The organism is Streptomyces sp. NPDC001068 (genome assembly GCF_042897315.1).
GTDB lineage: Bacteria > Actinomycetota > Actinomycetes > Streptomycetales > Streptomycetaceae > Streptomyces.
Genome location: NZ_JBIAYD010000023.1, coordinates 36887 through 48484 on the forward strand (window position 1 = coordinate 36887; position 11598 = coordinate 48484).

Genomic DNA, 11598 nt, shown 5'->3' on the forward strand with positions numbered 1-11598 from the left:
GGCCGGGCGTGCGTGGCGTGGGGCCGGGGGCGAGGTGCCGGCCGCCGTCCGGGCGTGCCGGATCGGACGGTCCGCGGTGTGTGCCGGACGGCGGTGGTGAGGCGGGTCCGGGGGCTGCCCGTCAGGTCGTCTCGGGATCCTTCAGCACCGCCGCGAGCTGCGCCCGCGCCGTCACGCCCAGCCGGGGGAAGATGCGGTAGAGGTAGGCCCCGATGGTCCGCGGCGAGAGGTCGAGCCGCTCGCCGATCTCGCGGTTGGACAGACCGCGGCCGGCGAGTTCGGCGATCCGCAGCTCCTGGGCGGAGAGGAGGTCGCGGGCCGCCGACCGCCGTACCGTGCCCGTCGTGCCGCTCTCCGCCCGCTCACCGGACGCCCGCAGCTCCGCGGTGATCCGCACGGTCCGCGCCTCGGCGCCCATCATCGCGAAGCCTGCCGCCGCCTGCCGCAGGGTGGCGCGGGAGTCGGCGAACTGACGCCGACGCCGCAGCCACCGTCCGTGCGCCAGCCGCAGCGGCGCCTCCAGATAGGGCCAGCCGGACAGGTCCTCGGCGAAGGCCCGCTCGAACACCGCCTCGGCGTCGTCCTCGTCCGCGAGGACGGCCCGCGCCACCGTGAACCGGACGGCGACCCCGGGTGCGCACTCCGCGCCCAGCCGCGCCTCCAGCCGGCCCAGCAGCTCAAGCGCCTCCCGGCCGGCGTTGACCGCCTCCGCGGCCTCCGCGAAGGGCACCAGCGCGAACAGCGCCGCCGCGCCGACCCGGGGACCGTCCAGGAGGGCCGACAGCGCGCTGAAGCAAGCCTCGAAGTCGCCCTGTTCCGCCAGGGCACAGGCGGCGCCGACGGCGAGGACCTCGTCGATCGAGCGGACCGCGCGGCGGGCGGCCTCCAGATCACGGGCGCCGTCCGGACGTACCGGGCGGCCGGTGCGCAGCCCCCGGACCAGATCCGCCAGCAACCGGGCCGCCGCCGCGGCGTGCTCCTGGCCGTGGTCCTGGGCGATCTCGGCACACCGTCCGAACGCGTGGCCACCCTGCCCCCAGTCGCCCATGGCCAGATGGGCGAGGCCCTGCCGCAGCAGCACCCCGGGGAGCTGGTCGGGCAGGTCGTGGAAACGGTGCCGGCGCTCGGCCTGCCGGTACAGGTCCAGAGCCCGCAGCGGGTCACCGGCCAGCAGCGCCGCCTCCCCGAGGCGTTCGAGGTCGCGCACCGACACGTCGGCGAGTCGCCGGACCGCGCGGACGCCCGCGAGGACCGTCGCGGCCCGAAGGACCGGACCGGCCGTGGCCATGGCCTGGAGCAGCCGGGGATCCTCGCTCCGTTCCGGCATCCCGTCGAGGAACGTGATCAGGGCGTGGGCGCGCACCTCGTCGCCGGCGACCTGGGGAGCCGTGATCCGGGCCAGCTCCAACGCGTTCTCCTGCTCGGCCGGGCCGTCCGGCGCGGGCCAGGCGGCCGGGTCCGCGGCAGCAGGTGTGTGACCGGTCCGTACGAGCGCCTCGGCGCACAGTGTGCCGAGGGGACCCAGCGGCCGGCGCAGCGCGCGGTGCGCCATCGTCCGGGTCATCCGCTCCAGTCCGAGGGTGTGGGCGAGCTGGGCGGCCCGCAGGGCGCAGCGGCCCCGGTCGCCGGGCGCCGGATACAGTTCGGCCGCCCGGCGCAGGAGTCGTACGGCCATCAGCGGCTCGCTCTGCTCCAGCGCGTGGCCGTGCACGGCTTCGAGACGGCCCGCCAGCTCCGGATCGTCCCCCTCGGCCACCTGCGACAGATGCCACAGCCTCCGCACCGAGCCGTGGGCCAGCACCGCCGCCAGGGCCGCGTGCGCGGCACGGACGCGCCGGGGGCCGACGTCGTGGAACACGGCCCCGGCGGTGGCGGGATGGCCGAAGACCAGCCGGATGCCGTCGAACGTCACCAGGCCTTCGCGTTCGGCGGGTTCCAGCGCCGCGAAGCCCAGTTCCGTGCCCCCGATCCGGGAGGCGGCCGACAGCAGCAGCGGAAGGTCGCCCGCCGGGTGCAGTGCCGCAACCAGCAGCAGGTCCCGGGTCCCGGCGGGCAGGCGGGCCGCGCCCGGGGCCATGGCGGCCGCCAGCCGGTCGGAGGAGGCAGGCGCGTAGGGCAGCGCGTCCTCGCAGCGGACGGGGAGTTCGAGCAGCGCCAGCGGATTGCCGGCCGCGGTCGCCAGCAGCTCACGTACCGCCTGCGGATCCAGGCCCGGCCGCCGGGTGGCGAGCAGCCGGACGGACTGCGCGGAGGTGAGCGGGCCGAGCGGCAGTTCCGGAACGCCGGCCAGGGGTGCCGGACGCGAACGGTTCGGGCGCGCGGTCATCAGCACGGCCAGCGGATGGCCTTCGGTGCGCCGGGCGACGAAGGACAGCACGTCCCGGCTGCACTCGTCCAGCGCGTCCCAGTCGTCCACGGCCAGCAGCAGGGGCTGCCCGGCGCCCGCCGACTCCAGCACGTCCAGGACGGCGAACGACAGCCGGGAGCGCTCGCCCGGGGCGGGTGCTCCGTCCACCAGCAGCAGCTCCAGGGCGTCGAGCCGTCCGGCGGAGGACCGGCCCGAGGTGCCCAGCACCGGCCAGACGAGCTGGAGCAGACCCGACAGTTCGGCCGGGTTGCCGCCGCGGATGCCCGCACAGCGCAGTACCCGCAGCCCGGCGGCCGTGGCCTCCTGCACGGCGGCCTCCAGCAGCGCGGACTTGCCCGAACCGGCGTGCCCGGTCACCACCCGGGCCGCGCCATGGGCCGTCGCCTCGCGCAGGAAGTCACCGAGAGCCCGCACCTCGCCGTCGCGGCCGATGAGCCCCGAGGTCTCCGGCAGCGCCGTGGGAAGGGGGGTGACCAGCGACAACGTCTGAGGCCCCTCCTGACCGACGGTGAGCGAGGCGAGCCTGGTCTGCGCGTTCATCGATGACCCCTGTTCCGCGGCGAGCCTTCCCGCCGGACCGAGGGAAGGCTCTCTTGCCTCCTCCCATCCCAGTGGAATGACGGCTACAGAACCAGGCAGTTCACATGCAGCTTGCCCGCTGCCGGAAGGAAGCCGCAGGTGGCGTCAGCCTTCGAGCCGGCGGGTGCGGTGCCCGGCGGGCCCGGTGTCAGGGCCGCCCGGGGTCTTCCCCGAGGCCGTCCAGGGCCTGCGCCCTGGCCCGCATCCGGGCCGCGCGCGGACTGTGGATCGCGTTCAGCAGGCCGGCCGCCCGCAGCCAGCTCGTCCGCGCTCCCGCGTGGTCGCCCTGCTCCTGCTGCGCGGTCGCGAGGTGGTCGAGTACCTCGGCCTGGTTGTAGCCGTCGAAGGCCTCCCCGTAGATCCGCAGCGACTCACGGTAGTCCGCCGCCGCCCCGTCGAGGTCGCCGAGGCGCTGGCGCGCGTAGCCCATGGTGTCCCAGGCGGCCGCCTCGATACGGAGGTTGTCGTCCCGCCGCAGCAGCGGGATCGCCTCCCGGCACAGGGTGACCGTCTCCTCGTACCGGCCGAGCAGGGCGAGGTACCAGCCCACCGCGTTCATCTCGCGGGCCATGGCCCGTTCGTCGCCCAGCGTTCGGTAGATCTCCAGCGCCCTGCGGGCGTGGTGCAGGGCCTGCGCATGGCGTTTCTGACGGCCGCGCACCCAGCCCACGGTCCGCTCGGTGAACGCCTGCTCCACCGGCCCGAGCCGGTCCAGCTGCCCGAGCATCAACTCGACCTGCCGGTCGGCCTCCTCGCTCTGTCCGGTCTCCGCCAGCGCACGGGCGAGGTCCGCGGAGTTGCGCACCACGGACGCCGGTTCGTCCAGCGACAGCGCGGCCTCCAGGCCGATGCGCTTGGTCTCGATCTCCGCGCTCCAGCGGCCCATGACCGAGTAGTAGCTCACCCAGTCCTGTGTGAGGGTCATCCGGAACCGCAGCAGCCGCGGGTCGTCCAGGGACCGAAGCGCCGACGCGACCGTCGCCTCCTCCTGGGCGAACCAGTCCAGCGCCTCCTCCCGGGTTCCGAGGACGACGCTCACCACGCCGTCCGCCGCCGGGGCGGCCTCGTCGGCCAGGGTGCGCCCCAGGAAACGGTTGGCCGCGTGCGCGTTGTGACGCAGGTAGTCCAGCAGGCGGGTCAGCGCGCCGAGGCGGTCGTCCTTCCCCAGCTCGACCAGTTCGGCGCCGTAGACCCGCAGCAGGTCGTGCAGCACGTACCTGCCCTCCGCGTCCCGTGACAGCAGGTTCGCCGCGACCAGCTGCCGCAGATGCCGTCGCGCCTCCGGGAGGCCGACGCCCGCCAGCGAGGCGGCGGCCGCCGCCGACACGGACGGCCCCGGGTGCAGTGACAGATGCCGGAAGAAGCCCGCCGTCTCCGGCGGCAGGGCGCGGTAGGACCACGAGAACACGGCACGCACGTCACCCCGCGGGGCGCCGGCCGACAGCGCGTCCAGCAACGGCCCGGCCTCGCGCAGCTCCCGCACCGCCACGCGCAGCGGGACCTGAGGCGTGGCGCTGAGCTGCGCCGCGACGATGGCGACCGCCAGCGGCAGCGACCCGCACAGGTCCACCAGCTCCGCGGCGGCCCCCGGCTCCGCGAGGCAGCGCTCCTCGCCGATGCGCGCGGCGAGCGCGGCCAGCGCCTCCGCACGTGTCCACACGTCCAGAGCGACCAGCTTGGCGCCCTCCACGGCGCCCAGCCCGGAGAGCCGGCTGCGCGAGGTGATCACGGTCAGACATCCCGCGGCCGGCAGCAGCGGCCTGACCTGGGCCTCGTCGCGCGCGTTGTCGAGTACGACGATCAGCTTCCGGGAGGTGGTCCGTTCCCGGAAGAGGACGCCACGCTCTTCGGTGCCGCCCGGGATGTCACGGTCGGCCACGCCGAGGGCGGTGAGGAACCCGCCGAGGGCCTCGGCCGGGTCCAGGGGATGTCCGGTGTCCTCGAAGCCGCGGAGGTTCACATACAGCTGGCCGTCGGGGAACCGGTCCGAGACCTGGTGTGCCCAGTGCACCGCGAGGGTCGTCTTGCCCACGCCGGCCATGCCGCCGATCGCGGAGACGACGACGTGCCCGCCCTGCTCGGCGACCCGCGTGGGGAGCCCGCCCATCGTCGCGAGGGCCTCTTCACGTCCGCGGAACACGGCGAGGTCGGGCGGCAGCTGCCGGGGGATCGGCACCTCCGGTTCTCCCGCCCGCCGCATCGACGCGTCGACGAACCTGCGGCGCTCGTCCTCGTCCAGCTCCAGGGCGTCCATCAGCTCGCTGAGCGTCGCCTGCCGCGGCAGGCTCTGCCCGCGCTCCATGTCGCTGATCGCCCGGACGCTCACCCCGGACAGCTCGGCGAGACTCTCCAGAGTCAGCAGCGTGCGCTGCCGAGCCTCCCGCAGCAGCCGCCCGAACTCCGTCCTGTCCACACCCGCCCCCGGCCCACTAGTTCTGGAACGGACATTAAAGCAAGGGAGCGTGAGGCGACCGCGGCACACCCCGCCGGGGCGCCGCCGACCGGTCCGCACCGCGGCTCGTGTGCAGGATGACCGGGTGCGGCCCGTTTGGGTGAAGCCCGTCGTGGTTCGGGGCGCGCACAGGCGGGGAGCCGCGCAGGCCCCGGCTTGGGCCGGTGTGGCCGGTCGTGTTCCGGACCCGGTCCGCAACACCAACACCCTCCTCGGGGAAGGCGGGGTGATCGGCCTCAAGACCGGGTCCAGCTCCCCGGCGGGCGGCAACCTGATGTGGGCGGCCGTCGCACCGGACCGCGACGGCCGCGACCGGCCGGCTGTGGGAGTCGTACTCCACCAGAAGGCCGGAGCCGGCTCCGAGCAGGGGCTGGAGGCCGCGTTCGGTACCAGCCGTTCGCTGATCACCAGCGTCCGGCGCTGGGTGGCAGGGACCGGACCCGCCACCCGGTGATCCGGCGCCGCCGGCGCACGATCCGGAGTCACCCACCAGGGGCGGGTTCTGTCGTTTCAGAGGCTGATCAGACCGGCGTCCACCGACATGGCCGTCCCCGTGACGTAACGCGATTCGTCGGAGGCCAGATACAGCACCGCGCTGCTGACGTCCGAAGGTTCGACGGTGTCGACCTGGAACGCGTTGAGGAACGCGGACTTCACCCGGTCGTCCGCCTCGATGTCCGTCACCCCGGCCAGGGCCTGCAGCATGCCGGTGCCCGACACACCCGTCGGGCAGACCGCGTTGAACCGGATGCCTTCCTCTGCCAGTTCGATGGAGAGCGAGCGCACCAGCCCGATGACGCCGTGCTTGGACGCCGCGTACGCCTCCGCGAAGGGCAGGCCCACGACACCGGCGACCGAGCTGGTGGCCACGACCGAGCCGCCGCCGCGAGCCCGCAGATGCGGGATCGCGGCGGTCATGGTGTTCCAGGTGCCGGTGAGGTTGACGCCGACGATGGCGTCCCACTGCTGCCAGTCGAGGTCGCTCCAGCGTCCGAGTGCCGCCACTCCCGCGTTGGCCACCACGATGTCGAGGCCGCCCAGTTCGGTGACGGCGGCCTCCACCGCTTCCGTGAGGGCGTGCCGTTCACGGATGTCGACCTCCAGGGCGATGACCCGGCGGCCGGCCTTGATCACCAGGTCCCGGGTGGCCTCCAGGTCCTCGTGGGTGGCCATCGGATAGCCGATACCGTCGATCGGCGCGCAGATGTCCACGGCGATGATGTCGGCGCCTTCCCCGGCGAGGCGCACGGCATGGCTGCGGCCTTGCCCGCGGGCGGCGCCCGTCACCAGTGCGATCTTGTTCTCTACACGTCCCATGCCGTCTCCTCTGGTGATGTGTCCGCGGCGTGGCGGATCTGAGACCGTCCTCAGGCGTCGCCCGACGGCCGGGAGCCGGTCCGACGGACGTGGCGTCCCGGAACCTCGGCCTTCTCACCGGGGAAACGGAACGCGAGGCCGCGCGGGATCACATGTGTTTGGTCACGCACGGGCCGGGGCCGCGTCGGAGGGCAGTGACGCCACGTCTGCGGCGATCGCCGTGAGCTGCTGGTCGGTCAGTTCGCGTTCGTCGGGCCAGGCGAGGCCGACGACGGCACGGACGGTGCCGTCGGCCGCGTGCACCGGCAGGGCGATGGCGGCCTTGCCGGCGACCGCCCTGGCTCCCGGCTTGACCGCGCCGCTGTCGTCCTGCTTGAGGTTGCAGGTCTGGACGGGACGGTTCCGCTCCCAGGCGAGTCCCGCCATGCCCTTGCCGAGCGGGATCAGAGCGGTGATCTTCCGGACCTCGGGCGGGATGTTGTGTGCGGCCGTGAGGTGCAGGAGGTCTTCACGCACCGCGTGGACCGTGCCCGCCACGGCCGCGTGGCGTTCGAGCAGACCGCGTAGCCAGACATTCGTCGACTCATCGAGCATGGCCGTGATCGTACGGGACATTACGGCACACGTGTGCGGCGTAGGGATGGGTGACACATGTTCTGTGTGCCCGGCGCCTCCCGTGGGGTTCCGGCCGGTGCGTCGTGGCGCGGCGCGTGCCGCCGGGATGCCATGCCCCGGATGCGAGGCGTCCGGTCCGGATCCGGTCGCGAATCGGTGATTCGCACAACTGATATCATCGATACATGATCGATACGGAGGCGGCACCCGACAAGTCGGCGCCCGCACTGAGGCAGAAGATCGTGCTGGCCGCGGCGAGTCTGCTGGAGGAGGGCGGGCTGGACGCCGTGTCGACCCGGGCCGTCGCGGCTCAGGCCGGTGTCCCGACGCCGTCGATCTTCCGGCTCTTCGGGGACAAGGACGGCCTGCTCGAAGCGGTGGCCGAACACGGTTTTCGGCGATACCTGGAGGTCAAGGCCGAACTGTTCACCGGCGAAGACCCGGTGCAGGCGCTGCGCGACGCCTGGGACCTGCACATCCGGTTCGGGCTCGACCACCCGGCGTACTACACGCTCGTCTACGGCCAGGTCCGGCCCGGGCACCTGCCCCAGACCGGCCGGCGGGCCGCCGACGATCTGCGCCGCATGATCACCCGAGTTGCTGCCGCGGGCCGTCTGCGGATGAGTATCGAGCGTGCGACCGAGGTCATGCACTCCACCGGTGTGGGCACCATCCTCACCCTGATCAGCCACCCGGAGAAGGCACGCGACCTGCGCAACGCATGGGAGGCCCGCGAGATGGTGATCAACACGCTCACCCTGCCCGCCGCGGGTTCGGAGGGACCCGGCAGCGTCGCCTCCGGCACGGCCGTGGCCAGCCATGCCATGGCGTTGCTCGCCGCTCTCGGCGAGACCGAGATCGCGCCGCTCAGCAACGGCGAGCGGACCCTGCTCCTGGAGTGGCTCGACCGGCTGGCGGACGGGGTGGACACGGACGCCCGGCCACCCGGGCCGGGCCGGGACACCTGAGCCGCCCGCCCCGGCACACATTGTCCCACGTGGTGGCACGCACGGTCACATCCATGCGTTTCGCGCGCGGCATCGTGGAAGCATGACCAGCGACAACCCGTCCCCGTCCGCCTTCGGCGGTCGCCTGCCTGCCGGCGACAGCGGCTCCGCCGCGGTCGCCATGCTCCCGACGTACATCAGCGCGCTGCGGAACACTTCCACCGGAACCGTCACCGCCCTGATGACCCACATCGCCGCCACATCTCTCCCGCCGCACACCGCCGGCCCGTTCGCGGACCAGTAGGGGGGGCGCGTCGGACGCTTCGACGTCGGCGGTGGACCACTGGTCGTGTGCGGGAGCGTCCATGTCTCGGCGGCTCCCCGCACGAACGACCCCGCGCGTCGTTCCGTCCGGCGGCGCAGGTCCCGGTCAGTCCGCGTCCTGCCGCCGCAGGGCGTCGCGCAGCGCGATCCTGGAAGCGATGCCCAGCTTCGGATAGATCTGGTACAGGTGGGCGCCGACAGTGCGGTGCGAGAGGAACAGCCGCTCCGCGATCTGCTTGTTGGTCAGTCCGCTCGCGGCGAGTTCCGCGATCTCGCGCTCCTGCGGGGTGAGGACCGCCGCGGACCGGCCGTCCGCGTCCGGCAGCACCCGCCCTGCCGCTCGCAGCTCCTTGCGGGCGCGCTCCGCCCATGCGGAGGAGCCGAGTTCCTCGAAGGCCCGCAGCGCGGCCGTCAGCGGCCCCTTGGACTCCGACAGCGCCCGCGACCGGCGCAGCCACTCGCCGTGCGCCAGCCGTACCCGGGCCAGCTCGAACGGCCAGCGCTCCGCGTCCGGCACGGCCAGCGCCCGCGCGAACAGCCGGGCCGCCTCGGCGTCGCCGTCCGCGACGAGGGCCTCGGCGCAGCCGGCCAGCAGGGCGAGCCGGGACGAGAGCCCGGCGACCGCCGTCTCCCGCAGCGCCCGCACGTGTGCCGCCGCCTCCGCCCGCCGGTCGGTGCGCACCGCGGCCTCCACCAGCTCGAAGAACACCCACACCGCGTGCGCGACGTACGGCGGGAAGTCCCCCGCGGCACTGACGGCGCTCGCCCGGCGGAACGCCGCGTCGAAGTCGCCGTCAGCGATGTCCGCGAGCGCGTGCACCTGCAGCGCGCAGTGGACCGCCTCGCGGATGCCACGGGGCGCGGCCCAGCCCGTCATCGCCTCGGCGAGCGCGTGCGCGGTCCCGGTGTCGCCCCGGGAGGCGGTCACCAGACCCTTGGTGTACTGGAAGAACCAGGTGCACACGGCGTACCCGGAGGAGGCGCAGAGCGTCAGTCCCTCCTCCGACAGCTCCAGGACCTCGTCCCACCGGCCCCGGTGGTAGTCGTCCAGGCACAGGTGCAGCAGGGCGCCGATGTGCCGCCGCACCGGCCCGCCCTCGCGGCCCTGCCGGACCAGCCGCCAGGCGGCCTCCCGCACCGACGACAGCCGGTCCGGGTAGAGCGCGGCGGTTCCCACCCGTACGATCCGGGCGGCATCGGTCTCCCGCAGCGCTCCGTCGATGATCCCGTCCAGTTCGCGCAGCGTCGCCGCGTCGGCGCGGGCGGGATCCCCCCAGGTGCGGGCGGCGACGAGCAGCAGGGGCGGGGGAGCGGGGCGCAGTCGGGCGACGGCCCGGTGGTAGGGCGCCCACAGCTCCTCCCTGGCCCCGTAATTGCACAGCAGCAGCAGGAAGTGCAATGCGTCGACGAGCGACGGGTCCGTGGCGTCGTAGCCGTGGTCGCCCTCCTCGATGGCGCCGACCAGGAGCCGGTGCGCGGTGGCCAGGTCGCCGTCACTGTTCAGTACGAGCTGCACCGCGGCGTTCGCTGAGTTCAGGGACGTGCCGTGCCCGGGATCCGCGCGCCGGGCGTCCTCCAGCAGCCGGGACGCGCTGTGCAGCGCGCCGATCGACTCGGCGCCCACGTAGGCGGCCTCCGACAGCCGTCGCGCCCGGTCCGCGCCCCGCGGGCTGAGGTCGGCCGCGCGGGTGAGCGCCGCGATCGCGGCCACGGCGTCCCCGCGGTCCAGGATGCGCCGGGCCGTCCGTTCCAGTAGCAGGGCCACGTCCTCGTCGGGTTGCAGGGTGGCCTCGCCCAGGTGCCGGGCGCGCTGTTCCGGCCGGTTCGTCGCTACCGCGGCGAGGGCGCGATGCGCCTCGCGGAGGTCGCTTCCGGTGGCCGCCGCCACCACGGCGGACATGATCAGCGGGTGCCGGAACACCAGGCGGCGCGGTGACTCCGCCACCCGTACCAGCCTGTCCCGCTCGGCGGGGTCGAGGTCTCGCAGGTCCGGGGCGCCGCCCGTCTCCCGGGTGGCGGCCGCGAGCACTCCGAGGTCGCCGGTGCCGTCGAGGGTGGCGAGCAGCAGCAGGGTACGGGTCGCGGCGGGCAGTGCCCTGACCCGGCTGACGAACAGCGACTGGAGCCGTTCTCCCAGCGGCAGGACCGCCGGGAGGACCTCCCGGGCCTGTCTCTGCTCCGTGCGCAGCGCGTCGGGCAGTTCGAGCAGTGCCAGCGGGTTGCCCTGCGCGGTGTCCAGCAGACGCCGCCGAACGGGGTGTGCCAGGTCCGGGAAGCGCAGGTCCACGAGGTGGGCGGCGGAATCCGCGTCCAGGGCGGGCAGTTCGTACGACGGGAGGCCGCCGCCGTCGAAGAAGCCGGCCGCACCGGTGCGGGAGGCCGCGAGGAAGCGCACCCGCCCGCCGGACAGCCGCCGGGCGAGGAAGCCCAGGACGGCGGCGCTCGCCCGGTCCACCCAGGGCAGGTCATCCACGATCAGCAGGACGGGGCTGTCCTCGGCGGCGGACCGCAGCAGGGTCAGCGCGGCGTTGCAGACGACCAGGCGCTCCGGCGGTGGGCCGGCGCCGAATCCCAGGGCGACGGTCAGGGCCTCCCCGCCGGGGGCGCCGAGCCGGTCGAGGGCATCGTGCAGCGGCAGCAGGATCTGGTTGAGCGCCGAGTATCCGATGTCCGCCTCGAACTCGACACCGGCCGCCCGCAGCACCCGGGTTCCGTTCCGCGCGGCGGTCGCGGCCACGGCGTCCAGCATCGCGGACTTGCCGACGCCGGGGTCCCCGGACAGCAGCAGCGCGCCGTCCGGGTGCCGCTCGAACACGCCGAGGACGCGGTCCAGGTCGCGCTCGCGCCCCACCAGGGCCTCGGCGGCGCCGGTCAGCGGCACGTCATTCCGCTCCATGGGTCACCACCGCTGCCGGGACCGGCCCGGCGGGAACGCCGGACGCCGACACGCGCGACCTTCGCCCCTGTCCGTGATGTGTCATCGGCGTCCCTCCGTC

Annotated in this window: 8 protein-coding genes; 3 read left to right on the plus strand and 5 right to left on the minus strand. The window is 74.1% G+C overall.

The features are described from left to right. Positions 1 to 121: 121 nt before the first annotated feature. Both ACFY3I_RS41015 and ACFY3I_RS41020 read right to left on the minus strand, forming a co-directional pair. Positions 122 to 2908, minus strand: a complete 2787-nt coding sequence (locus ACFY3I_RS41015) for an AAA family ATPase (protein ID WP_390866052.1) — start codon at positions 2906 to 2908, stop codon at positions 122 to 124. 187 nt (positions 2909 to 3095) lie between these two features. After that, positions 3096 to 5360, minus strand: coding sequence for a helix-turn-helix domain-containing protein (locus ACFY3I_RS41020; protein ID WP_390866053.1), 2265 nt, complete (start codon positions 5358 to 5360; stop codon positions 3096 to 3098). 205 nt (positions 5361 to 5565) lie between these two features. Between ACFY3I_RS41020 and ACFY3I_RS41025 the strand changes: the two genes are divergently transcribed. After that, a complete protein-coding gene (locus ACFY3I_RS41025) occupies positions 5566 to 5853 on the plus strand; it encodes a hypothetical protein (protein ID WP_390866054.1) in 288 nt (95 codons plus the stop codon). 56 nt (positions 5854 to 5909) lie between these two features. Here ACFY3I_RS41025 and ACFY3I_RS41030 read toward each other — a convergent pair whose 3' ends face one another. Further along, positions 5910 to 6716, minus strand: a complete 807-nt coding sequence (locus tag ACFY3I_RS41030; protein ID WP_390866055.1) for a mycofactocin-coupled SDR family oxidoreductase — start codon at positions 6714 to 6716, stop codon at positions 5910 to 5912. Between the two features lie 162 nt (positions 6717 to 6878). Next, positions 6879 to 7310, minus strand: coding sequence for a GAF domain-containing protein (locus ACFY3I_RS41035; RefSeq protein ID WP_390866056.1), 432 nt, complete (start codon positions 7308 to 7310; stop codon positions 6879 to 6881). Between the two features lie 206 nt (positions 7311 to 7516). On the opposite strand from ACFY3I_RS41035, the gene ACFY3I_RS41040 reads away from it, so the two are divergent. Together ACFY3I_RS41040 and ACFY3I_RS41045 are read left to right on the plus strand one after the other, a co-directional pair. Next, the gene (locus ACFY3I_RS41040; protein ID WP_390866057.1) at positions 7517 to 8299 is read left to right on the plus strand and encodes a TetR/AcrR family transcriptional regulator; all 783 of its coding nucleotides are present in this window, start codon (positions 7517 to 7519) and stop codon (positions 8297 to 8299) included. Positions 8300 to 8381: 82 nt separating this feature from the next. Further along, entirely contained in the window at positions 8382 to 8582 is a 201-nt protein-coding gene (locus ACFY3I_RS41045; protein WP_390866058.1) for a hypothetical protein, read from the plus strand. A gap of 126 nt (positions 8583 to 8708) precedes the next feature. Here the strand turns inward: ACFY3I_RS41045 and ACFY3I_RS41050 are convergent, their stop codons facing one another. Then, positions 8709 to 11498: an ATP-binding protein gene (locus ACFY3I_RS41050; RefSeq protein ID WP_390866059.1), complete on the minus strand. Its 2790-nt coding sequence runs from the start codon at positions 11496 to 11498 to the stop codon at positions 8709 to 8711. Between the last annotated feature and the right edge of the window lie 100 nt (positions 11499 to 11598).

What these genes read in the sequence shown, in the direction of transcription:
- ACFY3I_RS41015 (WP_390866052.1), bottom strand. Translation starts at nt 2,908, where the DNA reads ATGAACGCGCAGACCAGGCTCGCCTCGCTCACCGTCGGTCAGGAGGGG.
- ACFY3I_RS41030 (WP_390866055.1), bottom strand. Translation starts at nt 6,716, where the DNA reads ATGGGACGTGTAGAGAACAAGATCGCACTGGTGACGGGCGCCGCCCGC.
- ACFY3I_RS41035 (WP_390866056.1), bottom strand. Translation starts at nt 7,310, where the DNA reads ATGCTCGATGAGTCGACGAATGTCTGGCTACGCGGTCTGCTCGAACGC.
- ACFY3I_RS41040 (WP_390866057.1), top strand. Translation starts at nt 7,517, where the DNA reads ATGATCGATACGGAGGCGGCACCCGACAAGTCGGCGCCCGCACTGAGG.
- ACFY3I_RS41045 (WP_390866058.1), top strand. Translation starts at nt 8,382, where the DNA reads ATGACCAGCGACAACCCGTCCCCGTCCGCCTTCGGCGGTCGCCTGCCT.
- ACFY3I_RS41050 (WP_390866059.1), bottom strand. Translation starts at nt 11,498, where the DNA reads ATGGAGCGGAATGACGTGCCGCTGACCGGCGCCGCCGAGGCCCTGGTG.